The organism is Maridesulfovibrio sp. (genome assembly GCF_963676065.1).
GTDB lineage: Bacteria > Desulfobacterota > Desulfovibrionia > Desulfovibrionales > Desulfovibrionaceae > Maridesulfovibrio.
The window spans coordinates 1137383-1164124 of record NZ_OY780933.1; the positions used below are offsets into that span (position 1 = coordinate 1137383).

The 26742-nt window shown below is 48.6% G+C and carries 27 protein-coding genes and 1 other RNA gene; 24 read left to right on the plus strand and 4 right to left on the minus strand.

Features of this window, described 5'->3' with window-relative positions:
- Positions 1–5 precede the first annotated feature (5 nt).
- The 3 genes from ACKU35_RS05085 to ACKU35_RS05095 form a co-directional block, all read right to left on the minus strand.
- Complete coding sequence (locus tag ACKU35_RS05085; protein ID WP_319763767.1) at positions 6–287, minus strand: DUF4911 domain-containing protein; 282 nt, start codon at positions 285–287, stop codon at positions 6–8.
- A 142-nt stretch (positions 288–429) separates the two neighbouring features.
- Entirely contained in the window at positions 430–1506 is a 1077-nt protein-coding gene (locus ACKU35_RS05090) for an aminopeptidase P family protein (RefSeq protein WP_319763769.1), read from the minus strand.
- Between the two features lie 4 nt (positions 1507–1510).
- Positions 1511–2863: an FAD-dependent oxidoreductase gene (locus ACKU35_RS05095; RefSeq protein WP_319763771.1), complete on the minus strand. Its 1353-nt coding sequence runs from the start codon at positions 2861–2863 to the stop codon at positions 1511–1513.
- A gap of 213 nt (positions 2864–3076) precedes the next feature.
- Between ACKU35_RS05095 and ACKU35_RS05100 the strand changes: the two genes are divergently transcribed.
- The 3 genes from ACKU35_RS05100 to pstA all read left to right on the plus strand — a co-directional run bounded on the left by ACKU35_RS05100 (position 3077) and on the right by pstA (position 6354).
- Entirely contained in the window at positions 3077–3895 is an 819-nt protein-coding gene (locus ACKU35_RS05100) for a PstS family phosphate ABC transporter substrate-binding protein (protein WP_319763773.1), read from the plus strand.
- Positions 3896–4508: 613 nt separating this feature from the next.
- Entirely contained in the window at positions 4509–5372 is an 864-nt protein-coding gene (gene pstC / locus ACKU35_RS05105) for a phosphate ABC transporter permease subunit PstC (protein ID WP_407944202.1), read from the plus strand.
- A gap of 133 nt (positions 5373–5505) precedes the next feature.
- Positions 5506–6354 (plus strand): phosphate ABC transporter permease PstA, encoded by an 849-nt coding sequence (pstA, locus tag ACKU35_RS05110; protein ID WP_407944203.1) that lies wholly within the window; start codon positions 5506–5508, stop codon positions 6352–6354.
- Positions 6355–6421: 67 nt separating this feature from the next.
- On the opposite strand, the gene ACKU35_RS05115 is transcribed toward pstA, so the two are convergent.
- On the minus strand, positions 6422–7402 hold the full coding sequence (locus ACKU35_RS05115) for a TIGR01212 family radical SAM protein (protein ID WP_319763774.1): 981 nt from the start codon (positions 7400–7402) through the stop codon (positions 6422–6424).
- Between the two features lie 223 nt (positions 7403–7625).
- Between ACKU35_RS05115 and ACKU35_RS05120 the strand changes: the two genes are divergently transcribed.
- The 21 genes from ACKU35_RS05120 to ACKU35_RS05220 all read left to right on the plus strand — a co-directional run bounded on the left by ACKU35_RS05120 (position 7626) and on the right by ACKU35_RS05220 (position 26723).
- A complete protein-coding gene (locus ACKU35_RS05120; protein WP_319763776.1) occupies positions 7626–8666 on the plus strand; it encodes a rod shape-determining protein in 1041 nt (346 codons plus the stop codon).
- Positions 8667–8886: 220 nt separating this feature from the next.
- Positions 8887–9777, plus strand: coding sequence for a rod shape-determining protein MreC (gene mreC / locus ACKU35_RS05125; protein ID WP_319763779.1), 891 nt, complete (start codon positions 8887–8889; stop codon positions 9775–9777).
- A gap of 2 nt (positions 9778–9779) precedes the next feature.
- Positions 9780–10241 (plus strand): hypothetical protein, encoded by a 462-nt coding sequence (locus tag ACKU35_RS05130; RefSeq protein ID WP_319763781.1) that lies wholly within the window; start codon positions 9780–9782, stop codon positions 10239–10241.
- Positions 10228–12024, plus strand: a complete 1797-nt coding sequence (gene mrdA, locus ACKU35_RS05135; protein WP_319763782.1) for a penicillin-binding protein 2 — start codon at positions 10228–10230, stop codon at positions 12022–12024. The genes ACKU35_RS05130 and mrdA overlap by 14 nt, the downstream gene beginning before the upstream one ends.
- Positions 12024–13139: a rod shape-determining protein RodA gene (rodA, locus tag ACKU35_RS05140; RefSeq protein WP_319763783.1), complete on the plus strand. Its 1116-nt coding sequence runs from the start codon at positions 12024–12026 to the stop codon at positions 13137–13139. Before mrdA ends, rodA begins: the two co-directional genes overlap by 1 nt.
- 50 nt (positions 13140–13189) lie before the next feature.
- Positions 13190–13558 (plus strand): polymer-forming cytoskeletal protein, encoded by a 369-nt coding sequence (locus ACKU35_RS05145; protein WP_319763785.1) that lies wholly within the window; start codon positions 13190–13192, stop codon positions 13556–13558.
- A 142-nt stretch (positions 13559–13700) separates the two neighbouring features.
- Positions 13701–14117 (plus strand): ATP synthase F0 subunit B, encoded by a 417-nt coding sequence (locus ACKU35_RS05150; protein WP_319763787.1) that lies wholly within the window; start codon positions 13701–13703, stop codon positions 14115–14117.
- 45 nt (positions 14118–14162) lie between these two features.
- Entirely contained in the window at positions 14163–14717 is a 555-nt protein-coding gene (gene atpF, locus ACKU35_RS05155) for a F0F1 ATP synthase subunit B (protein ID WP_319765360.1), read from the plus strand.
- A complete protein-coding gene (locus ACKU35_RS05160; protein ID WP_319763789.1) occupies positions 14717–15268 on the plus strand; it encodes a F0F1 ATP synthase subunit delta in 552 nt (183 codons plus the stop codon). Before atpF ends, ACKU35_RS05160 begins: the two co-directional genes overlap by 1 nt.
- Before the next feature lie 4 nt (positions 15269–15272).
- On the plus strand, positions 15273–16781 hold the full coding sequence (gene atpA / locus ACKU35_RS05165; protein WP_319763791.1) for a F0F1 ATP synthase subunit alpha: 1509 nt from the start codon (positions 15273–15275) through the stop codon (positions 16779–16781).
- A 15-nt stretch (positions 16782–16796) separates the two neighbouring features.
- The gene (locus tag ACKU35_RS05170) at positions 16797–17675 is read left to right on the plus strand and encodes a F0F1 ATP synthase subunit gamma (RefSeq protein ID WP_319763793.1); all 879 of its coding nucleotides are present in this window, start codon (positions 16797–16799) and stop codon (positions 17673–17675) included.
- Positions 17676–17692: 17 nt separating this feature from the next.
- Positions 17693–19096, plus strand: coding sequence for a F0F1 ATP synthase subunit beta (gene atpD, locus ACKU35_RS05175; RefSeq protein ID WP_319763795.1), 1404 nt, complete (start codon positions 17693–17695; stop codon positions 19094–19096).
- A 14-nt stretch (positions 19097–19110) separates the two neighbouring features.
- On the plus strand, positions 19111–19539 hold the full coding sequence (locus ACKU35_RS05180; protein WP_163351068.1) for a F0F1 ATP synthase subunit epsilon: 429 nt from the start codon (positions 19111–19113) through the stop codon (positions 19537–19539).
- A 202-nt stretch (positions 19540–19741) separates the two neighbouring features.
- The gene (glmU, locus tag ACKU35_RS05185; RefSeq protein WP_319763798.1) at positions 19742–21124 is read left to right on the plus strand and encodes a bifunctional UDP-N-acetylglucosamine diphosphorylase/glucosamine-1-phosphate N-acetyltransferase GlmU; all 1383 of its coding nucleotides are present in this window, start codon (positions 19742–19744) and stop codon (positions 21122–21124) included.
- A gap of 31 nt (positions 21125–21155) precedes the next feature.
- Positions 21156–21332, plus strand: a complete 177-nt coding sequence (locus ACKU35_RS05190) for a hypothetical protein (RefSeq protein WP_319763801.1) — start codon at positions 21156–21158, stop codon at positions 21330–21332.
- A gap of 78 nt (positions 21333–21410) precedes the next feature.
- Positions 21411–21659 carry a cell division protein ZapA gene (locus tag ACKU35_RS05195; protein WP_319763803.1) on the plus strand — a complete coding sequence of 83 codons (249 nt, stop codon included), beginning with the start codon at positions 21411–21413 and terminating at the stop codon, positions 21657–21659.
- A gap of 36 nt (positions 21660–21695) precedes the next feature.
- Positions 21696–21878: non-coding RNA, 6S RNA (ssrS, locus tag ACKU35_RS05200), on the plus strand.
- A gap of 195 nt (positions 21879–22073) precedes the next feature.
- The gene (rny, locus tag ACKU35_RS05205; RefSeq protein ID WP_319763805.1) at positions 22074–23630 is read left to right on the plus strand and encodes a ribonuclease Y; all 1557 of its coding nucleotides are present in this window, start codon (positions 22074–22076) and stop codon (positions 23628–23630) included.
- A 206-nt stretch (positions 23631–23836) separates the two neighbouring features.
- Positions 23837–24625 carry a TIGR00282 family metallophosphoesterase gene (locus ACKU35_RS05210; protein WP_319763807.1) on the plus strand — a complete coding sequence of 263 codons (789 nt, stop codon included), beginning with the start codon at positions 23837–23839 and terminating at the stop codon, positions 24623–24625.
- Positions 24626–24798: 173 nt separating this feature from the next.
- Complete coding sequence (tyrS, locus tag ACKU35_RS05215) at positions 24799–26067, plus strand: tyrosine--tRNA ligase (RefSeq protein ID WP_319763808.1); 1269 nt, start codon at positions 24799–24801, stop codon at positions 26065–26067.
- Positions 26068–26279: 212 nt separating this feature from the next.
- Complete coding sequence (locus ACKU35_RS05220) at positions 26280–26723, plus strand: DMT family transporter (RefSeq protein WP_319763810.1); 444 nt, start codon at positions 26280–26282, stop codon at positions 26721–26723.
- Positions 26724–26742: the final 19 nt, after the last annotated feature.

Sequence of the window (26742 nt, forward strand, 5' to 3'; positions counted from 1 at the left end):
AATCTTTACAGCGGATCAGAAGGATTAGGGAGAAATTTTATGTCTATCTCCTGTTTCAGGCCATTCATGAATTGACGGAATTCACGTTCCTGATGCGGGCTGTAGCGCAGCATCAGAATTCCTTTGAAACGATCCGCTATTGTGAAAAGTGCAAGGTTCTCAACTGCTTCCATTAAAAAACGAAAGATAGCGATGTCAGAAGGCGCAATCTGAATGTACATGCGGCAGGAATTTTCCGGCGGCGGAGGCAGGGGACGCGGGCGAGGTTTTCTTTTTCTACGGGCCATATAAATTTACACACTTCGCCTGAAATAAAGAGACAAAGCCTTGATAAAACGTTTTGGGATTCTTACCCCCCTTTTGGAAAAGGGGTTAAGGCCCCCGGCTGGGTCGCCGGAGGCTTTCAAACAATTGCGTTATGCTTAGCGACTATAAAATCTTATAGCCATCTTCAGTAATGAGCGCCATATATTCCCAGCGGATACCACCCCAATCGGGATAGTAAAGACCGGGTTCAACAGTGATTATCATCCCCGGTTTCAGTTCACCTGAAGCAATGGGGCTGACGCTTGGCGGCTCATGTGTTTCAAGGCCGATACCGTGTCCGAGCGAATGGGTAAAGTACTTTTCTACCCCGTATTTTTCAAAAACACTTCTGGCTGTGTGGTAGGCGTGCTGAATGGGCAGTCCGGGCCGAAGTGTTTTAATGGCTTCCGTCTGGGCTTCCTGCACTTGATCCCGAACGGTAAGGAACCGTTCCGAAGGGGTGTCGCCGACCCAGAAAGTACGGGTCTGGTCAGAGCAGTAGTCATTTAGGCGTCCGCCCATATCAATAAGTACCAGCGAGCCGTCTTCGAGTTTGTCATTTCCGGGGATGGCGTGGGGCAGGGCCGCATTGGGGCCGATGCCGACAATGGTCGCAAATGAAAGCTCGGATGCGCCGTTATTGCGGAAAAGCTGTTCCACGTCCCATGCTATTTCGGCTTCGCTGCGACCGGGCTGAAGTTTTGGCTCAAGAAGTTCGTAAACCTTATGGTTAAGAGCGCAAGATTCTTCCATGAGTTTGATTTCGGTTTCATCCTTTATCAACCGCAATTCTTCAATCAATCCGGAAACCGGTTTGAGTTCACAAAAGTCGTTCAGCTTTTCATGTTCAAAAATATTAATCGATTTAGGGTCGTATGATATTTTACTGAGTCCGTTTGCCTTGAAGAAGTCGCGCATGGCATCAAATTTACGGCCGGAGTAGATAAAAATATCATCTTCGTTCCATACCTTACGGGCTGCATCAAGGTAACGGGGGTCGGTAAGCAGAAGATCACGCCCGGAAGGGTCGATGATCAGCCAGCCGGCGGTTTCGTTGCACTGGGGATCGTGAAGTTCAAAACCGCTCAGGTAGTAGCGGTTGGCTGCGAAGCTGACCAGAAGAGGAGGATGACCGCGGTCTTTTAATTGTCTGCGGAGATTCTCTCGCCGAAGTTCGTAAGTGGCGCTTGAGATGCTCATATGTTTAGCTGATCCTGTATGTGGTTTCCGGCTGTCCGTTTATCATGCGTTCAGCCCATTCTACGCCCTGCATTACGGAGTGATCCATGTTGGAGACCTCATATTTCCATCCGCCGAAACGGCCTCTGGAATAGATGCCCATGGATTCAAGAGCAGGCTGTAGAACTTTTAACGCTTCATCGCGTTGCAGGCAAGGGATCGGATAGCCGTAATCCACATTAATTGACCAGCGGGATATAATATCTTTGCGTTCTTCTTCCTTCAGCATTTCTGTGTTGACCAGTCCGTCTTCAACCTGTTGAAGGATGTTTTTCTTATCGATAACTTTATCATTGGAGTATGATACCTCACACATCAATGCCCTGCCTTTCTTAGGGATCGGGGTGTTGTTGGGTGAGTAATTATGAAAATTGGTAACCCTGTAAAAGGGGTTGTTGTTTTCCGGGAAATACATCCAGCATCGTGAATCAGGACGCGAAGTGGACAGCCCTATTCCAGCCACAACCACACTGTTGTGCTTGAGGCTGGCGGCGGCATTAATCATATTTTGCGCCGGAGATGCCAGCCAATGCATAGTAAGAATATCGATGGGAGCGGTGTTTAACAGGCAATCATATTCAAAAATATTTCCTTCGGCATCCTTAACAAACTTCGCCCGGCTGTTAATCTCAACCACCTGCGAGTTATATTTAATGTTACTGGAAATAGTCTTGGCGAGGTTGCGGAAAATGGTTCCGGTTCCGCCTTTGAGAGGAAACTTAAACTTATTGTTCGGTCCCCATGAAAGCTCATCGCGTTCAAGAAGAACATTTTTAAGCACTGAACGCAGGTCGACAAGGCTTACACGCTCACCGATCCATGAATAAGCCATCTTTTCAGGTGGGGTGGCCCATACTTTATAGTTATATGGTTCCATAAAGAGCCGTGCGATTCCTTTGCCGAATATGGAATGAATCCATTCGAGAAAATTTTCGGGTGTTTTTTCAGAGCGTTCACCGGGCAGAAGCCCTCTTACACAATCCCATTTTTCCTGATTAGGCAGATGACGGATATTGTTCTGGAAAGGGTAGGGGACCCAGCGATCAAGCATGCGTACCCATGATTCGCGTAAGTGCTCTGTATATTCACCCTTCAAAACATCTTCAATGAGCTTATCGTAATACTCGTAATGGGAAAACATGACATGCCCGCCGATGTCCCATGTAAAGCCTTTCTCATCTTTAAAGCTGGAAGCAAGCCCTCCCGGCCAGGAATTTTTTTCCAGCACAATAAAAGATTTTTCCCCTAATTCGGAAAGCCTTCGCGCTGCTCCAAGTCCTGTCGGACCCGCGCCAATTATGACATATCTGGATTTCATGGGTAATTCTCCGGGGTGAAAATTTTGTTCTTGCGAAAAATAAAGCAAGCCGTGTGCCAGATAAAAAATGAAGACAATCAGCACTGTCACTGATCTTTCTTACGGGCGTAACAGGTTTGTAACCAGACTCGGATAGACACTTTGACAACGCTTAAAAACGGACGCGGTAAAAAGAACTGAGTCTGAAATCAAAATTCCATTTTGGAGGAAAAAATGAAAAAAATTATTGCTCTCGTTGCTGTCATGGTAATGGCTTTTACAGGTTCCGCTTTCGCGGGTTCCATTCAGGTTAAGGGTTCTACTACTGTACTGCCCCTTATGCAGAAAACTGCTGAAGTTTTCATGAAAGCCAATCCCAATGTTTCCATCTCCATCTCCGGCGGCGGTTCCTCAAACGGTGCTAAAGCACTGATCGACGGCACCACCGACATCGCCATGATGTCCCGTGACATGAAAGCCAGTGAAATTCAGACTGCTACCGACAACGGTCGCAAGCCTGTTCAGTTTGTTATCGCTCTGGACTGCATCGTGCCCATCGTAAACCCCGCTAACCCTGTTTCCAAACTTACCAAAGACGAGCTTTGGGGAATTTACACCGGTAAAATCACCAACTGGAAAGAAGTTGGCGGTGAAGATTCTAAGATCGTTGTTATCTCCCGCGACACTTCTTCCGGTACCTATGACTGCTGGAAGAGCAAAATCATGAAGAAAGCCGGCAAAAAACATCGTGTATTCCCCGGTGCTCTGCTTCAGGCTTCCAACGGTGCAGTTGCACAGGCTGTTTCCAAAAACAAAAAGGCTATCGGTTACGTTGGTCTCGCTTACCTCAACAAAGAACTTAAAGGTGTTGTTGTAAACGGCGTTGCTCCTTCTGTAGCTACTGCTAAAGACGGTTCCTACCCCATCTCCCGTGGTCTGAATCTCTATACCCCGGGTGAACCTACCGGCGAAGCTAAAGCTCTTATCGATTACATGATGAGCCCTGCAGGTCAGAAACTTGCTGCTGACACAGGTTTCATTCCCGTAAAATAGCATAGGCCTCCGGCAAAAAACCGGGTCCGAATTGATATGAAAGACCGGGAGGAGCTTTGAAGCTTCTCCCGGGATTTAATATATCCAAGGCAAACAGTTAAAAAAATTAATCAGGGGAAAAGTTGTGATCACGTCCCGTAATATCTGTTTACTGCTTATTATCCTCGCAGTTGTGTCCGGAGTTTACGCATACAAGCTGGGTGTGAAAACCGAAGCTGAACAGATCTTTATTTCCTCAGCTGAAAAAGTCGCCCAAAGGGGGGACTATTCCAAGAGTGCAGTCAGTACTTTGAAAAAAGTCATGATGCTTTCCAGTCATGAAATTGCTGAGACCACAGAAGAATCCGGTCTGACCAGAACGGAAAAAGAACTCCGCACAAAAGAACTAAGAGCTGAGTTGAACAGAATATATACCGTCGTGCGCGCTGAATCGGCAGCAAATGCCAAAGGTAAGAAAGATACGGAAGTTCTGGCCCTGATTAAGTCCAGTGCCGAAAACATGATCTCCTCCAGATCTACCGGATGGTATGTCTTGAGCGGTGTTCTCGGCTTTGCTGGCCTCGCAATTTTTATCCTCTCCACAATTTCTCTTGGCAGACGCAATACCGAGCGCATCATTCATTCTATCTTTCTGATAACTGCTTTTACTTCAATTCTGGTTCTTTTCCTGATTATGATGTTTCTTTTTATCGAGGGGATGCCAATCTTCAAGCATGTGTCTGTCACCGATTTTATTTTTGGTCACGAATGGTACCCCACCGACGAAGATCCGGCTTTCGGCATCTGGCCGCTTATTGTCGGTTCCGGTGCGGTTACATTTGTTTCTTCACTGATCGCCATTCCTCTCGGAGTAATGACCGCGATATATCTTGCCGAAATTGCGCCGCTTAAAGTTCGTAATATTATCAAGCCCGCAGTAGAAATGCTCGCCGCGCTTCCTTCTGTTGTCATCGGTTTTTTCGGCATGGTCGTTGTTGCGCCTTTTTTGCAGAATACTTTTGATATCGCTGTCGGACTGAATTTATTCAATGCCTCGGTCATGCTCGCTTTTATGGCTGTCCCGACTATCACCAGCCTTTCCGAAGATGCGATTTATTCTGTGCCTCCTGAATTGAAGGAGGCTTCCCTCGCTCTGGGTGCCACTCACTGGCAATCTATTTATAAAGTAATTGTTCCCGCTTCTCTCTCCGGTATTTCTACCGGAGTGATTCTCGGTATGGCGCGGTCCATCGGTGAAACCATGGTGGTACTGATGGTAGCCGGCGGGGCTGGGCTTCTGCCGACATCAATATTTGATCCGGTTCGTCCCATGCCTGCTTCCATTGCTGCGGAAATGGGCGAAGCTCCCTTTCATAGTGATCATTATTATGCACTGTTTGCCATCGGTATGGTCCTCTTCCTATTTACCATGGCCTTCAATCTCGTGGCGGACTACGTGGCCCACAAATATAAACAGGTCGGTTCCGCTACCCTGTAATTGAAACATACGGGAATAAAAATCGGTGAAAGAAATGAATAACGCTGAAACAATAGAACAAGTGGATTCCATGATGGAAAGTAACGTAGAAGTGGCCGAGACTATGATGGAACCCGGCAAAGATAATTACTCAATGAGGGAGAAGATCCAAAAGGTGGTCTTCCTGTTGTTCAAAGGCGCGGCCGCCATCAACGGACTTGCTCTGCTGATCATCGTAGGCTTCGTCCTTTACTACGGACTTCCGGCCATCAGCTGGGAATTCCTCACTGAATCTCCGCGGGATTCCATGACCGCAGGGGGTATTTTACCCTGTATAGTCGGAACTATCGTCCTCAGTTACGGGGCTCTTATGGTCGCGCTGCCCTGGGGAGTCGCCACGGCAATCTACCTAAACGAGTATGCAACTTCCCCTAAACTGGTACGGGTCATTCGTCTGGGAATCAATAACCTTGCGGGGGTTCCGTCAGTTGTTTTCGGGCTTTTCGGGCTTTCCCTGTTTGTTACCGTTATGGGGATGGGCGTTAGTATTCTGGCTGGGGTCTGTACGCTCGGCGCGTTGGCTCTTCCGCTTGTTATCGGCGCTTCGGAAGAGGCTCTCCGGTCTGTTCCCCAGACTTATCGTGAAGCCTCGCTCGGACTCGGGGCCACCAAATGGCAGACCATTTATAAAGTTGTTCTGCCCGCTGCTTTGCCCGGCATGCTCACCGGTGCTATCCTCACCCTTTCAAGGGCCGCAGGTGAAACCGCCGCGATCATGTTTACCGCAGCTGTTTTTTTCACTCCGGAAATGCCGCAGTCGCTATTTGATGACGTAATGGCGCTTCCTTATCATATTTATGTTCTGGCGACCGCAGGAACCGAGATTGAAATGACAAGGCACATTCAGTACGGAACCTCACTCGTGCTGATCACTCTGGTGCTCAGCATGAATATGCTGGCGATTTTTATCAGGGCAAAGATGCAGAGAAAGGGCGGCAAGTAAATTTCATCCTCACCCTCTTAACCGTGCTTGAGCGGCCTGTGCGTGGACGCGTACAGGCCGCTTCCTTTTATGCGCGTTTTTTTCGGCGTTTCGGCCGGAGCTTATTCTCCGGTCCGTACCATTCCGGCAGTTCTTTCGGGGCGTCGGGACGTGCGCAGCCCTGCCATATTCCCCTGTTTTTCATGGCCTGTTCAATTTCATTGAGAATAATGCGTTTAATGCGCGCCCATTCCGGGGCCACCAGTTCACCGGGCACAGCGTCGGCCTTTAAACGGTGTATGACGATATCTGTGCGCAGGATCGATATGGCCTCGACCAGCGCCGTGATGTATTCATCTTTTGTGATGGGCGTGTACTGTCCTGATTCATACAGTTTTTGAAGCGGGGTGCCTTGACCCACAAAAAGATTGTGGAATTTTATCCCGGCAATGGGCAGTTGGTTCAGAAATTCAACCGAATTAAGAAAATCTTCCTTGGTTTCACCCGGTAATCCTGCGATGAGATGAGCACAGACATCCAGTCCCTGAGCGTGTGCTTTTTCCACAGCCTTGGCAAACTGCTCCGCGGTGTGCCCCCTGTTGATGCGCTCAAGGGTGGCATTGTTTGAACTTTGCAGGCCGAGATCTATCCATGTCTCCTTGAGCCCAAGATCTTTCAAGAGTTTTAGCTTGCCTTCATCAAGACAGTCCGGGCGGGTGCCGATACAAAGCCCTACGAGTCCGGGAAGCCCTTCCAGTTCAGAAAGGGCACATTCAAGCTCTTGGTGCGTGCAGTATGTGTTGGAATATGATTGCAGGTAGGCGAGGTAAAGTTTCGTCGTGTACAATTCATCCAGCTTTTTCTGCCAGTGCGCCCACTGTTCGGCTATGGGCATGGATCTGTCGTACAGTCCAGAGCCGGAGCCAAGCGGACTGCAGAAGATGCAGCCCTTGCGGGAAATATGTCCGTCACGATTGGGACAGGTGAAACCGAAATCCAGTGGTATCTTCTGGACCCGTTCTCCGAAACTTTCCCGCAGTCGGGCGGCCAGACCGTAGAAACGGTGCATAATGTCTCCTTTTCAGGACCGGATAAGCCCTTTCACTGATGCAATTAGAAATATATAAATATTGGCAGCCGCAAAATATAATGCCGTCTTGAAGTTCTCTAATATGTTGCCTGCCGCACTTTCTTCTGCTAGTTAATTCCTAGTATTTTCTTTTGATAGACGTGAAGTCCGCCTCTTTTGAGGTGTTTTCAAAATCACATTTTTTTTGGAGCTTCCATTTAATATGGCATCGATTTTCGACAAGATACTCGGTTCGTTCTCCAGTGACCTTGCAATCGACCTCGGTACAGCTAACACACTGGTGTATGTGAAAGGTAAAGGCGTAATGCTCAGCGAGCCTTCTGTGGTCGCTGTTAAGAGAGATGTTAACGGCGGTAGCAAGGTCCTCGCTGTTGGGTTGGAAGCCAAGAGGATGCTTGGTAGAACCCCCGGCAACATTGTTGCTATCAGACCTATGAAAGACGGCGTGATTGCCGACTTTGAGGTCACAGAGGCCATGTTGCGTCATTTCATTTCAAAAGTCCATAACAGCCGCAGGCTGGTCCGTCCCCGGATCATGATCTGTGTGCCTACAGGGATTACTCAGGTAGAAAAAAGGGCGGTCAAAGAAAGTGCCCAGAGCGCCGGAGCCCGTGAGGTTTACCTCATCGAGGAGCCCATGGCTGCTGCTATAGGTGCGAATCTGCCAATTACCGAACCTACTTCCAACATGGTGGTAGATATCGGTGGCGGTACTTCCGAGATCGCAGTTATCTCCCTTTCCGGTATTGTTTATGCCCGTTCCGTTCGCGTTGGCGGGGATAAAATGGACGAAGCAATCATGCAGCATGTGAAACGTAAATATTCCATGTTGATAGGTGAGTCCACTGCCGAAACCATCAAGATCAAAATAGGTTCCGCTTTCCCGCTGGAAGAAGAGATTGAGATGGAAGTAAAGGGACGTGACCTTGTTACCGGTATCCCTCAGAATATTCTGATCACTTCCGAAGAGATCAGGAAAGCAATTTCCGAACAGGTGGATTCCATTGTTCAGGGTGTACGTGTTGCTCTTGAACAGACTCCTCCTGAACTTGCGGCCGATATCGTTGACCGGGGCATTGTGCTCACAGGCGGCGGGGCGCTGCTCAAGGGACTAGACCAGCTTTTAAGCCGGGAAACCCATCTGCCCATTACTGTGGTGGATACTCCCCTTGATGCCGTGGTTATCGGCTCCGGTAGAGCTTTAGATGAGATAAACATCTATAAAGACGTAACTATTGATTAAATTCCGCTCCTTTTGCCGCGGATGGATCGAGTGCACCTGTTACGGCTGAGGGCATAGTTTTTCACGGACTCCGTCTGTAAAAAGCTATGTCCTCAGAAATCAATCACACCCGTAAGCGGGATGGTTGCCATTATCTCTTCCCGGGTTTTCGTCTTTCTGGTTATAGCTTTCTAATTTTCTGATTTTATTAATCTCTGCTTTCTTTTACAGAGGATTAAGTGTGAAGCTTAAGCGTGCCGCTATAGCCGTTATTATTGGCCTGTTTATCTACCTCAGCCTTTATTCGTGGAATTTGAGGTCGGGACAGCTGGACCGTCTGGCCGGTTTTACCGGTCTTGAAATCGTTAAATGGGTTTTGTGGCCCTGCGAATGGGTTCATGATCAATCTGTCCTTTTTCTTGATAAATATGTGTACCTTGTGGGCTTGAAACAGCTCAACGATCAGCTCAGTTCCCAGAACGATCTCATGCGCCTTGAGATTATGAAACTGCGTGAAAAGTCAGCCGAAGCTGATCGTTACCGTCTGCTGCTCGAAATCAAACCAATCAGGGACTGGAAAACTGAAGGTGCTCGGGTTATTGCCCACAGAATGGGCCCCACTGCCGCTCTTGATACGATTATTATCAATAAAGGAGTTCTCTCCGGAGTTGATTTCGATACACCGGTAATAAGTCCGCTGGGAGTTGTGGGACGGGTGGTCGAGCCTGGAATAAGCGCATCAAAAGCACTGCTGCTGACAGATTTAAACAGTAGAATTTCTGTGCGCGGTCAACTTCATCGTTCCACCGGCCTTCTGGTAGGGAAAGGGGATGGTGAACCGCTTAGCGCAAAGTATATGAAATTGAACGCTCCGGTTACCAAGGGTGAGATTCTTGTTACTTCCGGGCTTGCCGGACTGTTTCCCCCCGGCTTGCCGGTGGCCAGGATTACTTCCGTGGAGCGTTCCGACATTTCTCTTTTTCTTGATGTTGAGGCTGAGCCGTTGGTGGATATGGAAAAAATCGAAGAAGTGCTTCTGCTGCACCGACCCATACCTGTAACAAATTCCACCGGCGGGGCTGCCAATTCAACATTGCAGGTCGATAATTCCACAGTCACTGAAGGGAGGTAGACATGTATTCCTCTTTCTGGTGGGCTTGCTTCACTTTTACGGCAATCTGGGCGCAAAAGCTTGTGCCCGGAGTGGACTTTTTAGCTCCGGGTGTGCTGCTTTGCGTGCAGCTTGAAAAAAAATATCATGTTTTCTGGCTTATCCTGATCTGGTCTCTAATTCAGGATGGGATCGGCGGGCTTCCGTTCGGTTATTCCATTGTCTGGTATTCTTCAATTTTCTTTTTGTATCGTTGCGGAGCCATGTTTTTTGATGTGCAATCCATGATGTTCGCCCTGCTTTGCGGGGTCGGGCTCGGGGTGCTGCATCCCGCGTTGACCGCAATGATGTCCTTACTCGCCGATATGGCCTGGATTCCTGATCGTTACATCTTGGAAGGAATCCTTCAGGCTGCAGTTTTTCCTGCTGAATGGCTTCTGCTGAAATATATCTATCCGGAAAGGTTTAAACATGAGCCTGTATGAATCCAAGACACAGCAGCCGCCCAAAAACGGCCTTTTGCTTTTGCAGGGACTCATCCTGCTCCTGTTCTGTATTTTTGCCCTGCGATTCTGGTATCTCCAGATTCATAAGGGCGAATATTTTTCAGAGCAGGCCCGTAACAACCAGTTACGTCAGGATAATCTTTATGCTCCTCGCGGATTGATTCGGGACCGGAACGGTAATCTGCTTGCGGTCAACGAACCTGCTTATGCCCTCGGTATTGTCCGTGAAGACTGCAAAGATCTTGATGCCACTCTTATAACCATTTCCAAATGGACCGGTGTGAAGCTTTCTAAGATCAAGGAAGTTTTCAAGAAATCACGGCGTAGAGTGAAGCCTTTTGAACCGCTAATACTTGTCCCCAATCTAAGCTTTGAGCAGGTGGCGGTGATCGAAGCTAATTCGCTGCGCTGGCCGGGACTGGAAGTGGTGGTCCGCCCCAGACGTAAATATCTTCAAGGGCCGCTTCTCTCTCATGTGCTCGGCTATGTGGCCGAAGTTGACGAAAAAGAGCTTGAAGGTGATCCGGGTCTTGCCGTGGGCGATTTTGTAGGCAAGCAGGGGCTTGAATATGTGCTTGAAAAGAGATTTAGAGGGATTAAAGGCCGCAGACAGAATGAGGTAGACGCCACCGGGCGTAAACTCAAGGAACACATTCTGACTCCGCCCATTGCCGGAGAAGATATTGATCTGTCCATTGACCTGAAGCTTCAGGAACTGGGTGGTAAATTGCTTGAAGGCAAAGCAGGGGCAGTGGTGGTCATGAATCCGGATAACGGGCAGATTCTGGCTTTTGTGAGTGCTCCTTCCTACGATAACAACTCATTTACCAACGGGCTTTCCCAGAAGGAATGGCTTGCTTTGCGCGATGATCCGCGCACTCCTTTGCAGAACCGGGTTATTCAGTCCGTTTATCCGCCGGGATCAGTTTTTAAAATGACTGTGGCCGGGGCCGGCCTGCATTACGGAGTTGTCACTCCGGAGGATTCCATTTTTTGTCCCGGATTTGTCAAGCTGGGCAAGTATACCTTCCGTTGCTGGAGAAGAGGCGGTCACGGAGATACCAATCTTGAAAAGTCGCTGGTGGAATCCTGTGACGTTTATTATTACAAATTGGGCAAGAAGCTCGGCGTTGACCGTATGAGCGAATATGCTTTCGCGGCCGGATACGGTAAGCCTACCGGAATTTCCCTGCCGCATGAAAAATCCGGGCTGATTCCGACCCGGAAGTGGAAACGCAAAAGGTTCGGAGAAATATGGCATCCCGGTGAGAATCTTAACTTTGCTATCGGGCAGGGCTATACCCTGGTTACGCCTTTGCAGGTTGCCCGTTCCATTGCTTCTCTCATCAACGGCGGCAGACTGCTCAGACCTCAGCTTCTTGCCGGTGAACCGGCAGAAGAACAGGGGCGGATTCCACTCACCGACGCACAACGTGAAATAATTCGCAAGGCCATGATCGCCACTGTCGATAAACCTCACGGGACCGCGCGCAGGCTGCGTATGAAAGGTGTGGTTATCGGCGGTAAGACCGGGACAGCTCAGGTTGTGAAGCTCACCGACGAACTCAAAAATATGAAAGATAAGGATATCCCTTACAAATACAGGGACCACGCATGGATGGCCAGCTTTGCTGAAAAAGGCGACAAGCGTTATGTGGTGGTTTGCATGGTTGAGCATGGACTGCACGGAGCTTCCGGGGCCGGTCCTGTCGTCAAGGCTATCTACGATTATATTTTCAAAGAGAAAAAGGAAAAGAAGTAATGTCTCCCATTGACCGCAGATTACTTATCCATATGAACTGGTTCCTGCTGGGGTTGGCGGCGATGCTTTTTTTTGTAGGAGTATTGAATCTTTATTCCGCAAGCGGGTTCAGGCTGGAAGAGGGGATGAGTGTAAGTTCATTCTATCAGAAACAGCTCATCTGGGGATTGATGGGTTTTGCCGGTATGATCACTTTTATGCTTTTTGATTATCGTCATTTGCGCACCATTGCCTGGCCTCTGTTCTGGGTTACCGTCATCCTGCTGGCCTGCGTGCCTGTTATCGGAAAAACAATCTACGGTGCGCGGCGATGGCTCGACCTTGGCTTTTTCAATTTCCAGCCCAGTGAAATGGCGAAGATCACAATCCTTGTGATCGGGGCCAAGATCCTTTCCCGCAGCGGAGAGCCTCTGGATATAAAAAGATTGGCCTACGTGGTCGGAGTGGGGTTGATTCCAGCTGGTATGGTTATCATTCAGCCTGATTTAGGTTCCGGGCTGAATATTTTGCTCATACTCGGCGGCATGATTCTCTATCGCGGCTTAACTCCCAGACTGTTTAAAACTCTGGCTGTATTAGGTCCATGCCTCATTCCTGTGGGCTGGTTTTTCCTGCATGACTACCAGAAGCGGCGTATCGTATCTTTCATGAATCCGGCCAGTGATCCGCTTGGGGCCGGTTATCATATTATCCAGTCCGAAATAGCCATCGGCTCCGGACGGGTCTGGGGTAAAGGTTTTCTCGGTGGAACTCAGTCCCAGCTGCGTTTTCTACCGGAAAAGCATACTGACTTCGCCATCGCGGTTTTCGGGGAAGAGTGGGGGTTTGCAGGAGCCATGTTTCTGCTGTCCCTTTTCTGTGTTTTTCTCTACCAGATGGTGGCTACAGCCAGAGACGCAAAGGACCTGTTTGGCAGCTATCTTGCGGCAGGCGTGTTCTTTTATTTCTTCTGGCAAATCCTTATCAATATGGGTATGGTCCTCGGTCTAATGCCGGTAGTAGGCATACCTTTACCTTTTATCAGTTACGGCGGTAGTGGCACCGTAGTAAATTTGTGCCTCGTGGGACTTGTTCTTAACGTTTCCATGAGGCGTTACGTATTTAAACAGGGGTAGGCCGCATGTTTGGTTTTTCAAAATCCGGCTCCGGGGAAAAGGAGATTAAAATGGCAAAAGACGAAATAAATGCATTTTTAGGCAGCGGAACCGATTATCAGGGCAAGCTGAATTTTCAGGGCGCTGTACGTATCGACGGCAATTTCAATGGTGAAGTTGAATCGGAAGGCACTCTGGTTGTTGGCCGTGAAGCCAAGGTTGAAGGAGCTTTGCGGGTCGGGCAGCTGGTGCTCAGCGGGTGTGTTACCGGTGAAGTATTTGCTTCCGAAAAAGCCGTCCTGCACAAGACCGCGAATCTGCAGGGTAATCTGGTGACTCCCACGCTTGTAGTAGAAGAAGGAGCTGTTCTTGAAGGTCGTGTGACCATGAGTTCTATCACCTCTTCTGCAGTTGAAACAGAAACAGAAGAAATTAGTTAAAAAAATAACAAGCCAGTGTCCACGGGGGTTAACGGGTGAAAAGTAACCGATTCATTTTCAAAAACCCTTTGACACAAGCTTTAAATTTAGCTACACCGCAACTGACTTTGGACAAAAATTCACAACCTTTTCGGGAGCAGGCATGATTGATTTAGATATTAGCTTTTTTATCCAGTTAGCGAACTTCATCATCACCCTTCTTGTTCTCAACCTTATTATGTTTCGTCCTATTCGTGAAATCATCAGAAGGCGCGCGGAGCTCATGAGCGACCAGCTTTCCAAGGTGGAAAATTTCAACGCACAGGCTGAAACAAAGGTTAAGGATTACGAAGCTGCTCTGGACTCTACCCGTAAAGAGGGAATGGAACTCCGGAACGACTTCAAAGATCAGGGAGCCGCTCAGGAACAGACATTGCTCGCCGAGGCCGGAAAAGTTGCAGCAGCAACTTTGAAGGAAGCTCGTGCGGAAGTTGCAGCCGATAAGAGTGCAGCGATGAAAGTTCTTGGTGGCGAAGTTGAAGCTTTTGCTCAGAAGGTTACAGCCAAGGTTCTTGGCTAGGCCTAATCAATATCGAAGGGGGGTTTAGCCTTGAAGCGGAAAAACATGATCATGGCAACAACCGCTCTTTCCATACTGCTGGCAGCAGGCGCAGCCTATGCTAGCGGTGGAGAAGGGGCGCACGAGATTCCCTGGGCAAACTTCGGTTGGCGTGTACTTAACTTGATCCTCGTCCTCGGGGTCCTTTACAAGTTTGCAGGTGAGAAAATCTCATCTCTCTTTAAAGGCCGTCAGGCAGGTATCAAGCAGGAGCTTAGCGACTTGCAGTCCCGCAAGGAAGCTGCAGAGAAAAAGCTCCGCGACGTCGAATCAAGTATTGCTAATCTGGAACAGGAGAAGGATTCCATCCTTTCCGAGGCCAGAACTCAGGGCGAGGCCATGAAGGCGGCGATCATCCAGAAAGCCGAGCAGACTGCCGAGCAGATCAAAGCTCAGGCCAAAGTCTCCGCAGAGCAGGAAGTAAACATTGCGCTTGACGAAATGCGCGCAGAAATGGCCGATCAGGTCGTTGTTGCAGCAGAAAAGATCGTTAAGAGTAAGCTTACCAAAGCTCAGCACGAGACTCTGGTGGATGAATACTTAACAAAGGTGGTGCTCTAATGACCGGGAACATAGTCTCACGCAGATACGCCAAGGCGCTGTTCTCTGTTGGCCAGAAGCAGGGAGAAGCAGACCTTGCGGCGTACGGTAAGGCACTGACCGAGTTGTCCCAGATACTGGAAGATTCCCCGGAGGCCCTGAGGCTCTTCCAGAATCCTGTTTTCAGTGCGGAAGAAAAAAAAGCCGTACTTGGAAAGTTGCTTGAGAAGACCTCGGCAGGACCTGTGGTAAAAAACTTTTGCAGCCTTCTGGCCGACAAAGGACGTCTGCCGGTTATTCCTGAGATCGCAAGCGACTACGCAGGAATGCTGGACAACGTTCAGGGTGTCGTCCGTGGCAAACTGGTGACTGCAATCAAGCTGACCGTAAAGCGTCAGAAAGAAATTAAAGCACGTCTTGAAGAACAGCTGAAAAGCAAACTCGAACTTGAGTTTGGAATGGATAAAGACATCCTCGGAGGTGTTGTTCTTCAGGTTGGCGATAAAGTTCTTGATGCAAGCATTCGCGCACAGCTGCAAATGATGAAAGAACAGATTAAAAGGGGTGTGTAGGGCCATGCAGATTAAAGCGGAAGAAATCAGCAAAATCATTGAAGATCAGATTCAAAATTATGAGTCTAAGGTCGAGATGAGCGAAACCGGTACCGTTCTGTACGTTGGTGACGGTATTGCTCGTGTTCATGGTGTTGAGAACGCAATGGCTATGGAACTCCTCGAGTTTCCCGGCGGCCTGATGGGCATGGTTCTCAACCTCGAAGAAGATAACGTCGGTGTTGCCCTCCTGGGTGACGATACCGGCATCAAAGAGGGTGACCCGGTAAAACGTACCGGCAAGCTCTTCTCCGTACCTGTCGGTGACGCTGTTATGGGTCGCGTTGTGAACCCTCTCGGTCAGCCTATCGATGGTCTCGGACCCATTGAATCAAAAGAAACTCGTCCCGTTGAGCTTAAAGCTCCCGGTATCATCGCACGTAAGTCCGTACATGAACCCATGTACACAGGTCTGAAAGCGATTGATGCGATGACTCCTATCGGACGTGGTCAGCGCGAACTCGTTATCGGTGACCGTCAGGTCGGTAAAACCGCTATTTGTGTTGACGCAATTCTCGCTCAGAAAGATTCTGGTATCCACTGCTTCTACGTAGCTATCGGTCAGAAAAAAGCAGCAGTTGCTCTTGTTGCTGACATTCTGCGTAAGCACGGTGCAATGGAATATACCACAATCGTTTCTGCAACAGCTTCTGAACCTGCACCTCTGCAGTTTATTTCTGCTTACACAGGTGCAACCATGGCTGAGTACTACCGTGACGGTGGTAAACACGCCCTCATCGCATATGATGACCTTTCCAAACAGGCTGTTGCTTACAGACAGATGTCTCTCCTGCTTCGTCGCCCTCCGGGACGTGAAGCATATCCCGGTGACGTTTTCTACCTGCACTCACGTCTCCTCGAGCGTTCCTGCAAGGTAAATGATAGCCTTGGCGCCGGTTCTTTGACCGCACTGCCTATCATTGAAACTCAGGCCGGTGACGTATCCGCATATATTCCGACCAACGTAATTTCCATTACTGACGGTCAGGTTTACCTTGAGCCCAACCTCTTCAACTCCGGTGTCCGTCCTGCGATTAACGTTGGTCTGTCCGTATCACGAGTTGGTGGTGCCGCTCAGGTTAAAGCCATGAAACAGGTTGCCGGTACTCTGCGTCTTGACCTTGCTCAGTATCGTGAACTCGCAGCTTTCGCAGCTTTCGGTTCCGATCTGGATAAGGCTACCCAGCAGAAGCTGAATCGCGGTGCCCGCATGGTTGAGCTTCTTAAGCAGCCTCAGTACAAGCCCATGAACGTAATGCAGCAGGTCGTCTCCCTGTACGCCGGTACCCGTGGCTACATGGATGAAGTCCCAGTTTCCGCAGTACGTAAATATGAAGATGATCTTCAGGAATTTATCGCAAATGCGAAACCTGAAATCCTCGAAGGAATCAAGACCAAAGCGGCTCTTGACGACGATCTCGAAGGCAAGCTGAAGGCCGCTCTTGAAGAGTTTAATAAAGGTTTCACAGCTTAATCCTGGGAGGTACTGATGGCTTCTCTTAAGGATGTCCAAAACCAGATTGTCAGTATTAAAAAGACTAAGCAGATCACCAAAGCGATGAACATGGTTGCGTCGGCGAAGCTGCGTGGTGCTCAGGATAGAATTGAGCGCTTCCGCCCCTATGCCGATAAATTCTATGAAATGCTCGGCGATCTCGCAGCTGGTGCGGATTCCTCCGTTCACCCTCTGCTTGAAGTTCACGAAGAGATCAAAAGCGTAGGTATCGTCCTCGCTACTTCCGATCGCGGACTTTGCGGTAGTTTTAATACTAATATGATAAATGCAGCCCTTAAGCTGGCTGCTAAAAAGAAGGCTGAAGGTAAAGCTGTAAAGTTCTACTGTGTAGGTAAAAAAGGCGCTGCCGCCGTTAAAAAGACTGAGCACGAAATCATTGAAGCTTACAATGACGACATGAGCTCTTTCGACTTTAATCTGGCTGCTTCTATCGGTAACAAAGTTATCGACGCCTACCTCGCGGAAGATCTTGACGAAGTTTACCTTGTCTTCGGAAAGTTCGTAAGCGTTGCCAGCCAGCTTGCAACCGAGCTTCAGATTCTGCCCATGTCTTCCGAGGCAGCAGATGAAGAGGCCGAAGCAGGCAGCTCAAGCGAATACATTTATGAACCTTCTGTTGAAGGCCTTCTCGCGGAGCTTCTGCCCCGTTTTGTAAAGGTTCAGGTTTATCGCGGTCTGCTCGACACATCCTGCAGTGAACACGCTGCTCGTATGGCCGCTATGGATAACGCATCCAGAGCTTGCGACGATATGACCGAAACTCTGACCTTGCTTTATAACAAAACCAGGCAGGCCGCTATTACCGCGGATCTTATGGACATTGTCGGCGGCGCAGAAGCGCTGAAAGGATAATATAGGGGGTTACTCTGATGAGTAAAGTTACAGGTAAAATTGTTCAGGTTATCGGCGCGGTTGTTGACGTCGAATTTCCTGAAGGGCAATTGCCCAACATTCTGACTGCGGTCCAGATTGATAACCCGAACAACACTGATGCACCTGATCTTATTTGTGAAGTTGCACAGCACCTTGGTGACAACGTTGTTCGTACCATCGCTATGGACGCAACCGAAGGTCTCGTTCGCGGTATGGACGTTGTAGCTGAAGGTAAAGCTATCTCCGTACCCGTTGGCGACGGCGTTCTCGGTCGTATTCTCAACGTCGTTGGTCGCCCTGTTGATGAACTGGGTCCCATCGATTGTGATAAAGATATGCCTATTCACCGTGCAGCACCTGAATTTACCGAGCAGTCTACAAGTGTTGAACTGCTGGAAACCGGTATCAAGGTTGTTGACCTTCTTGTTCCCTTCCCCAAGGGTGGTAAGATGGGCCTCTTCGGCGGCGCTGGTGTTGGTAAAACCGTTATTCTCATGGAAATGATTAACAACATTGCGAAACAGCACGGTGGTAAATCTTGCTTCGCAGGTGTTGGTGAGCGTACCCGTGAAGGTAACGACCTCTACCATGAAATGAAAGACGCAGGCGTTCTCGAGAAGTCTGCTCTCGTATACGGACAGATGAACGAACCTCCGGGGGCTCGTGCTCGTGTTGCACTGACCGCTCTGACCATCGCTGAGTACTTCCGTGACGTTGAAGGTGAAGACGTTCTTCTCTTTATTGATAACATCTTCCGCTTCACCCAGGCAGGTTCTGAGGTATCCGCACTTCTCGGTCGTATGCCTTCCGCAGTTGGTTACCAGCCTACTCTCGGTACTGACCTTGGTGGACTTCAGGAACGTATTACTTCTACTAACAAAGGTTCCATTACCTCTGTTCAGGCTGTTTACGTCCCCGCGGATGACTTGACTGACCCCGCACCGGCAACCACCTTCTCTCACCTTGACGGTACTCTCGTTCTTTCCCGTCAGATTGCAGAGCTTGGTATTTACCCCGCGGTTGACCCTCTTGACTCCACCTCCCGTATCCTCGACCCCAACATTCTTGGTGCCGAACACTACGCAACTGCTCGTGAAGTTCAGATGGTTCTGCAGAAATATAAAGACCTTCAGGACATCATCGCCATTCTCGGTATGGATGAATTGTCCGATGAAGATAAACAGACTGTTGCACGTGCACGCCGCATCCAGCGTTTCCTCTCCCAGCCCTTCCACGTTGCTGAAGTTTTCACCGGTACTCCCGGCGTTTACGTAAAGCTGGAAGATACTATCAAGGCTTTCAGAGGAATCCTCGACGGCGAATACGATGACATGGCTGAAAACTCTTTCTATATGGTTGGCGCAATCGAAGAAGCCATTGAAAAAGAGAAAAACAAATAGCATAGGACGCGATTATGGCTAGTAAGCTCCTTTTGGAAATCGTTACTCCTGATCGCAAGGTCCTTTCCCAGGAAGTCGACTATGTCGGCGCTCCCGGGATTGAGGGTGAGTTTGGTATTATGGCCAATCACATACCCTTTCTTTCGGCTCTCGGCGTAGGTAACCTCTACTTTAAAGAAGGTAACCGCACTCACTATATCTTTGTTTCCGGCGGCTTTGCCGAAGTAGGAAGCAATAAAGTGACCATTCTCGCCGAAGTTGCTGAAAAGGCCGTTGAGATCGACATCGCTCGGGCTCAAAAAGCTCAGGAAAAAGCGAAGGCTCGTTTGGCTAAAGCACAGGATCGCATTGAATCTGCTCGCGCGCAGGCCGCTCTTCAGAGGGCGCTCGCACGTTTGAGCTGTAAAGATGCGGCCCAAAAGGCCGGGACTACCACTCACTAGAGCTTAGTTTCAGCCTCTAAAGCCCCATGGCTATCTGGGAGCAGACTGTTTTAACAGTCTGCTCCTTTTTTTTGTTAAATGATTTAGTTATCTACCTGAAATTTTATGAAAATTAAATTCAGCAAAATTTTGTTACGCATTTACTCAAGTGCGGCAACCTGCTAACAAGTGCCTAGCAATTAATATTGGAGAGTAATTGATTATGAATAATTCATTTGCCTGCGCTCTTGTTCTCGCTGGGGGAAAGGGTACCCGCATGCATTCGGATAGCCCTAAGGTTCTAAAATCTTTGCTTGGCGAATCCATGCTCTATTATGTATATAAGGCTTTAGGGCCGTCTATTGGCGAGTCCATTTTTACCATAGTCGGTTTTGCTGCCGAACAGGTGGAAAAAGCTTTTCCAGAAATGAAAGACCGCTTCGTCCTTCAGGAAGAACAACTTGGGACAGGACATGCCCTGCAAATGGGATGGGAGCGTATTAAAGCTGCCTGCGTTGAATACTGTCTGGTAATCAACGGAGATACCCCGCTTGTTCAGGAGTCGGTAATAAGCGATTTTCTCGAGTCCGTTAAAAATGATGGAGCTGATCTCGCTTTTATGAGTATAACCCCTGACGACCCTGCTTCATTCGGCCGGGTTATTCGTGGACAGGACGGTCAGGTTGTCGCTATTGTTGAAGCCAAGGATTATGATGAGGCCGTTCATGGCCCGGTAAGTGGCGAAGTTAATGCAGGCCTTTATTGTCTGAAGATTTCTTCTGTCGATGGACTGCTTAGTAAGTTGAGCAACAAGAATAATAGCGGTGAGTATTATATTACTGATCTTGTTGACCTTGCCGTGGAATGTGGCATGAACGTCACCGCAGTTAATGTCGGAAAATCTATCGACATGATGGGCATCAACAGCCCCTTTGAACTGGCTCAGGCTGAGACTGCGCTTAAGTTGCGAACTGCTGAGCAGCTGCTCAAAAGCGGAGTGACTTTGCATAATTGGGATTCTGTTGTTGTCGGTCCCGGTGTAGTAGTTGAACCGGGAGTCGAAATTACAGGACCTTGCGAGATTTACGGTCAATCTGTAATTAAACGCGGTGCAGTTATTCAGTCACACGTGCGCATTGTGGACAGTGTCGTAGAAAGCGGTGCTTTGATCAAAGCTTATAGTCATCTTGAAGAAGCGCATGTTGGTTCTGATTGTATGGTAGGCCCTTATGGTCGCCTCCGTCCTGGAGCTGTATTGGAAGAAGGTTCCAAGATTGGAAATTTTGTTGAGGTGAAAAAAGCTGTACTCGGCAAGGGAGCCAAGGCCAGCCATCTGACATATCTCGGTGATAGTGAAATAGGTGCAGGCACCAACATCGGTGCCGGTACAATCACCTGCAACTATGACGGTGTAAATAAACATAAAACCGTCATCGGTGAAGGTGCATTTATCGGTAGTAACACAGCCTTGGTGGCCCCGGTTACTATAGGTGCCGGCGCGCTGATCGGAGCCGGTTCCACAATCACTAAGAATGTAAAAGATGGTGATCTTGGTGTTGCCAGAGGCAAGCAGGTCAATATTTCCCGGACTTTTAAGAAGTCTTGATTTTGTAAAGATAAGGTATTAGGTTAGGACTATGGAAATAATCGCTCATTTGGAAGAACGTTTCGATAAAATGCTGCAGAAGATCAAGCAACTCGAAGAAGAAAATGCTTTTCTTCTAGAGGAACTTGAACAGGAGAAAAAGCGCAAGGACGAAGTCCGTGGTCGCATTGAGGTTCTCCTTGATAAAGTTGAAGGTACCCTCGAATAGGTTGTTTTAGTTCCGGTCTCCTTGATATAGAAGATTGGTTTTATATAAACTCTAGAGGATTACGGTCACCGGATAAATATGCCCCGTTATACTATACCCGTTCTCGGTCTTGAAATTTCATTTAAGACGGATGCGGATAAAGAAAGAATTGAAGCCGCTAAGGATGTGCTCGAAGAGAGATTCGGCGAGCTTGTCCGGGGTGGAAAGGATGTCAGCAGGGAAAAATTGCTAACCTGTCTGGCACTTAGTTTAGCCGATGACTACCTTGAACACAGCCGCAAGCTAGAAACAATGGAAGAGAAAATTAACGCGCTGTTAGAGAAGTGATAAGCTGTGCTTAGCGCCGCTTTTTAAGATATAAAAATTTCCCTGGGGAGTGCGTGATTGCCCTATAGCTTTTGAACCAATATAAAAAGTAAGGGAGCAAGCCTCACCGGAGTGGTGTGCAGGCCCGGTATAGCCGGGAAGCCTGAAATTCCGGGGGCAGCGCCCACCTGTTAGACTAGGTTCTAACGTATACGGCAACACGGCATCTCCGGGGTCCCTTTTAGGGGATTCGGAATTGGTATGAATTTAGGGGATTATTTTATCAAATTATTCTGCCTGTCCGCTTAAAAATCATCTCACCCAGTCCGCTTATATTCTCTTTCTTCCTTTGTAGATTGTTATAATCTTACAGATTTTAAATCGGTAATGACAAATCAGGTCCATCGTGATCTGTCAACATAAAAGGAGAAAGGCATGTTTGGGGATTTTTTTCTAATTTTATTTGGAATCGCCCTTGGTGCCGCAGGCGGATACGCCTTGCACAGGTACGTGAATTCCAAGCGTCTGGCTGATTCACAGGGGTTGGCTGACCGGATTGTTCAGGAAGCCCGTAAAGAAGCTGAAGCGATGAAAAAGGAAATCAAGCTTCAGGGTCAGGATGAAGTATATGCTCTGAAAAAAGAGCAGGAGAATGAGTATAAAGAAATGGAGCGCGGCCTGAAACGTCAGGAAGAACGCCTCCAGGAAAAAGAAGAGCGTCTTGAGAATAAACTTGAGAAAGTAGCAAGTAAGGAGTCCGAAGTTTTGGCTCTTGAAAAGCGCATGATCAAGCAGGAAAAGAAGCTCGAAGGTCTTCGCGAAGATCTTGAAAAAAGAAAAGATGAGCATGAACGCAGACTGCAGGAAGTCTCCGGACTGACCGCAGAAGAAGCTCGTGAAAAGCTCATGACCGAAATAGAAAGCCGTACTCGTCATGAAGCTGCCAAGATGGTTCGTTCCATCGAAATGGAAGCCAAGGAAGAGGGATCCCGCAAAGCCCGTAAAATTCTGGCTCTTGCAATCCAGCGTTACTCCGGCGACTACGTTAATGAACAGACAGTTACCGCGGTGACACTGCCCTCCGAAGATATGAAGGGTCGCATTATCGGACGTGAAGGCCGCAACATCCGCGCTCTTGAAGCTGCGACCGGTGTTGACCTGATCATTGATGATACACCTGAAACTGTGGTCCTTTCCGCTTACAGTCCGCTGCGCCGCGAAGTCGCCAAGCAGGCTCTTGAGCGTTTGATCCACGATGGTCGCATCCATCCCGCCCGTATTGAAGACATAGTCAATAAGGTTGAGCAGGAAATGGATGTCAAACTGCGTGAGATAGGTGAGCAGGCAACCTTTGATGTCGGCGTACACGGTATCCATCCCGAAATCGTCAAACTCATCGGTCAATTGCAGTACCGTACCAGTTTCTCTCAGAACGTGCTTCAGCATTCCCTTGAGGTTGCTTTCCTCTGTGGAATCATGGCGGCTGAACTGGGCATGGACGAAAAAATCGCAAAACGTGCCGGTCTGCTGCATGATATAGGTAAGGCCGTTGACCACGAAATCGAAGGCCCCCACGCGGTTATCGGTGCTGATCTGGCCAAGAAGCATGGTGAATCCAAAGAGATTATCCATGCCATTCAGGCTCACCACGAAGATATTCCGCCCAAATCCGTACTGGCAACTCTGGTTCAGGCTGCGGACTCACTGTCCGGTGCCCGTCCCGGAGCGCGTAAGGAACTGCTGGAAAACTACGTTAAGCGTCTTGAAGAGCTTGAAAACGTTGCCACCGGTTTTGACGGCGTTTCCAAGGCCTACGCCATTCAGGCCGGTCGTGAAATCAGGGTTATGGTTGATGCTGAAAAAGTATCTGACGATAATACCCATATGCTCTGTAAGGACATTGCCACCAAGATTGAAAACAACATGACTTATCCGGGGCAGATTCGCGTGACCGTTATACGCGAACGGCGCTCGGTGGGTTATGCTAAGTAAATAACTTCCCGAAAGGCCCGGTTAACCGGGCCTTTTCTTTATCGCTGGTGCGCTACGCGCCTTTTGTTGATTTGATTTCGCCTCCGGCGGCCAAAGGAGCTAAGCCTCCTTGGAATCCCTGATAGTTTAATGCTTTTCAATTTAGCGGCTGTGCCTTGATTCGGCAGAGTCGTTTTGAAGTAAGCAGGTATGGATAGAACCAACCCATGCGTATACTTTTTCTCGGTGACATATTCGGGCGGCCCGGGCGTAAGGCAATCGCTGCTAAGGTGAAGGGACTTCGTGAGGAGCTCGGCCTTGATCTCGTTATTGCAAACGGGGAAAACGGATCGCAGGGCGTGGGGCTTTCCATCAAGAACGCTCAGCAATTACTGGATTGCGGGATCGATCTTTTGACATCCGGCAATCATATCTGGAAGTTCAGTAATATTTATGCTTTTTTGAAAACCAGTGACCGAATTGTCCGCCCTGCAAATTTGCCGGAAGGAACCCGGGGAAGGGGCTGGACAACTTTTAAAGTCCGTGATGAAGTGCCCCTTGCGGTTATTAACCTGCAGGGACGGGTTTTTATGGACCCGGCGGAATGTCCGTTTCATACCGCAGATAAAATACTGGAAGAGATCGATCCGGAAATAAAGATTATTCTGGTCGATTTTCATGCCGAGGCAACTTCGGAAAAGCAGAGTCTCGGGCGTTACCTTGATGGCCGGATAAGTGCCATGTTTGGAACTCACACCCACGTGCAGACCAACGATGCCCGTATTTTGGAAGGCGGAACCGGCTACATTAGCGATGCTGGTATGTGCGGACCTGTTGAATCCTGTCTGGGATTAAGCCCCAATCCGGTTATTAAAAGATTTGTGACCGGGCTTCCCCAGAAATGGAAAGTGGCCGGCGGTCCTGTAGAATTACAGGGGGTGCTGCTTGAAATTGATGAAAAAACAGGCCGGACGCTCTCGATTGAGACATATAATTCAGGCCGGATGACCGTATAAAAATTTCATAAAAATATTGCCTATCAGGTGTATTAGCAGGTGAAGCTTAATTAAAGCTTTTGGGATTCTTAAACCATTTTTGCAGAAAAATGTTTAAGGACCTTGCTGGGGCGCCGAAGGCATAAATAAGCCTAATGCAGGCAAATAAATACATTCTAAAGAGGGTTAACCAAATGAACATTTACGACGATCTAAAGTGGCGAGGGCTGATCAATCAGGTTTCTGACGAAGAGAAGGTACGCGAGTATCTGGATACTCCCGGTCAGTACATGTATTGCGGCTTTGATCCCACTGCCGACAGCCTGCATATCGGTAACCTTGTTCCCCTGCTTTGCCTTGTACGTATGAAACGTGCTGGTCATAACCCTCTTTTCCTGCTCGGTGGTGCTACCGGCCGTGTCGGCGACCCCAGTGGTAAGGATAAGGAGAGGGAGTTTTCCTCCATTGAAAAGATCGAATCTCAGGCCGCAAACATTCAGGCCCAGATTGAAGACTTTTGCGAGCGCAATACAGGTGAGAAAGCTGAGGTTGTAAACAACTACGAATGGACCAAAGATATTTCCTTTCTTGAAATGCTGCGTGACGTGGGTAAGCACTTCACCATTAACTGGATGATGGCCAAAGAATCCGTGAAGGGACGCTTCGGTCGTGATGACGTTGGTATTTCATACACTGAATTCAGTTACATGATATTACAGGGTTATGATTTTTATCACCTGTTTCAGGAAAAAGGCTGCCAGCTTCAGATCGGCGGCGGGGACCAGTGGGGCAACATCACCGCAGGCTGTGAATTGATCCGCCGTAAGGCTCAGGGCGAAGGATTCGCAGTAACCTTCCCGCTTATCACCACTGCCTCAGGCCAGAAATTCGGTAAGAGTGAAGGCAACGCCGTTTACCTTAATCCTGAAATGACTTCACCTTACACTTTTTATCAGTTCTGGATTAATACTGATGACCGTGATGTAATTAATTTTCTAAAATACTTTACCTTCCTCACCGAAGAGGAAATTGCTGAAATTGAGAAAGAGCACGAAGAAGCACCGCATTTGCGCGTAGCTCACAAACGTCTTGCCGAGGAAACCACCATCATGATCCACGGCAGGGAAGAGCTGGAAAAAGTGCAGGCCGCAACAGCAGCTCTTTTCGGCAAGGGAGACATAAAGTCCGTCGATGCCGCTACACTGCGTGGTGCAATGGAAGCCGCTCCCGGTATTGAGTACGCGAAAGGCGATCTGCCCGACCTGCCTCAGATCCTTCTTGATCTCGGCATGGTGAAATCCAAAGGTCAGGCCCGTAAGGATATCAAGGGCGGCGGATTGTACCTCAACAACGAGCGCGTTTCCGATTTCGATTACGTTCCCGGTGATGATGATTTTATCGGCGGAGAATGCCTGCTCATTCGCAAAGGTAAAAAGAACTACGGTCTTGTTACCTTGAAATAATTATAGATTTGTTTCAGAGGATTTTTCATTTTTGAAATGCATGAATCCCTGAAAGCGTACAGCGGACTCATCCGCCGGCGCGAACTGATTTTGATTACAGTAGAACCGTACTATTGGGTACACCGATAGTACGGTTTTATTTGTGACGATTTTCCGCTAGCGTAGCAGCAGCTTCTTAATCCGGTTATGAAATATGAAGGCGGTGTAAATTTATGCGTCTGTTTTTTATAATGATGTCTTTTGTGTTTGGTGCCTTGGCTCCGACACAGGCCGGGGTTAACCTGAGACTGAAAGGCTTTGTCGGTGATCCTATTCTGGCGGCTATCGTTTCATTTACGGTAGGAACGCTGAGCCTGCTGGCTTATGCGTACTTTACGAAGGTTCCTCTTCCCCACGCGGAGGCGATGACAAAGGGGCCTTGGTGGATGTGGACCGGTGGGGTTATGGGAGCTTTTTTTGTTGCGGCTGCGGTAATCGTTGCTCCTGTTCTCGGTGCCGGAACCATGATGTGCTGGATGGTGGCCGGGCAGATGGTTGCTTCCATTCTGCTGGACCACTACGGAATCATAGGTTATGCCGTGCGGGAAGCTACTCCGGCGCGTATTTTCGGAGCATTACTTATCGTTTTGGGCGCGGTACTTGTAGAAAAGTTTTAGTATAATTTAACAAATTCAT

Bases quoted from the DNA above. Each gene is read 5' to 3' on its own strand.
- ACKU35_RS05160 (WP_319763789.1), top strand. From the start codon at position 14,717: ATGACCGGGAACATAGTCTCACGCAGATACGCCAAGGCGCTGTTCTCT.
- ACKU35_RS05145 (WP_319763785.1), top strand. From the start codon at position 13,190: ATGGCAAAAGACGAAATAAATGCATTTTTAGGCAGCGGAACCGATTAT.
- rodA (WP_319763783.1), top strand. From the start codon at position 12,024: ATGTCTCCCATTGACCGCAGATTACTTATCCATATGAACTGGTTCCTG.
- pstA (WP_407944203.1), top strand. From the start codon at position 5,506: ATGAGGGAGAAGATCCAAAAGGTGGTCTTCCTGTTGTTCAAAGGCGCG.
- ACKU35_RS05090 (WP_319763769.1), bottom strand. From the start codon at position 1,506: ATGAGCATCTCAAGCGCCACTTACGAACTTCGGCGAGAGAATCTCCGC.
- ACKU35_RS05170 (WP_319763793.1), top strand. From the start codon at position 16,797: ATGGCTTCTCTTAAGGATGTCCAAAACCAGATTGTCAGTATTAAAAAG.
- ACKU35_RS05100 (WP_319763773.1), top strand. From the start codon at position 3,077: ATGAAAAAAATTATTGCTCTCGTTGCTGTCATGGTAATGGCTTTTACA.
- ACKU35_RS05195 (WP_319763803.1), top strand. From the start codon at position 21,411: ATGCCCCGTTATACTATACCCGTTCTCGGTCTTGAAATTTCATTTAAG.
- ACKU35_RS05085 (WP_319763767.1), bottom strand. From the start codon at position 287: ATGGCCCGTAGAAAAAGAAAACCTCGCCCGCGTCCCCTGCCTCCGCCG.
- ACKU35_RS05115 (WP_319763774.1), bottom strand. From the start codon at position 7,402: ATGCACCGTTTCTACGGTCTGGCCGCCCGACTGCGGGAAAGTTTCGGA.
- rny (WP_319763805.1), top strand. From the start codon at position 22,074: ATGTTTGGGGATTTTTTTCTAATTTTATTTGGAATCGCCCTTGGTGCC.
- ACKU35_RS05130 (WP_319763781.1), top strand. From the start codon at position 9,780: ATGTATTCCTCTTTCTGGTGGGCTTGCTTCACTTTTACGGCAATCTGG.
- ACKU35_RS05120 (WP_319763776.1), top strand. From the start codon at position 7,626: ATGGCATCGATTTTCGACAAGATACTCGGTTCGTTCTCCAGTGACCTT.
- mrdA (WP_319763782.1), top strand. From the start codon at position 10,228: ATGAGCCTGTATGAATCCAAGACACAGCAGCCGCCCAAAAACGGCCTT.
- ACKU35_RS05150 (WP_319763787.1), top strand. From the start codon at position 13,701: ATGATTGATTTAGATATTAGCTTTTTTATCCAGTTAGCGAACTTCATC.
- ACKU35_RS05190 (WP_319763801.1), top strand. From the start codon at position 21,156: ATGGAAATAATCGCTCATTTGGAAGAACGTTTCGATAAAATGCTGCAG.
- atpF (WP_319765360.1), top strand. From the start codon at position 14,163: ATGATCATGGCAACAACCGCTCTTTCCATACTGCTGGCAGCAGGCGCA.
- ACKU35_RS05210 (WP_319763807.1), top strand. From the start codon at position 23,837: ATGCGTATACTTTTTCTCGGTGACATATTCGGGCGGCCCGGGCGTAAG.
- ACKU35_RS05095 (WP_319763771.1), bottom strand. From the start codon at position 2,863: ATGAAATCCAGATATGTCATAATTGGCGCGGGTCCGACAGGACTTGGA.
- ACKU35_RS05220 (WP_319763810.1), top strand. From the start codon at position 26,280: ATGCGTCTGTTTTTTATAATGATGTCTTTTGTGTTTGGTGCCTTGGCT.
- ACKU35_RS05180 (WP_163351068.1), top strand. From the start codon at position 19,111: ATGGCTAGTAAGCTCCTTTTGGAAATCGTTACTCCTGATCGCAAGGTC.
- glmU (WP_319763798.1), top strand. From the start codon at position 19,742: ATGAATAATTCATTTGCCTGCGCTCTTGTTCTCGCTGGGGGAAAGGGT.
- tyrS (WP_319763808.1), top strand. From the start codon at position 24,799: ATGAACATTTACGACGATCTAAAGTGGCGAGGGCTGATCAATCAGGTT.
- atpD (WP_319763795.1), top strand. From the start codon at position 17,693: ATGAGTAAAGTTACAGGTAAAATTGTTCAGGTTATCGGCGCGGTTGTT.
- atpA (WP_319763791.1), top strand. From the start codon at position 15,273: ATGCAGATTAAAGCGGAAGAAATCAGCAAAATCATTGAAGATCAGATT.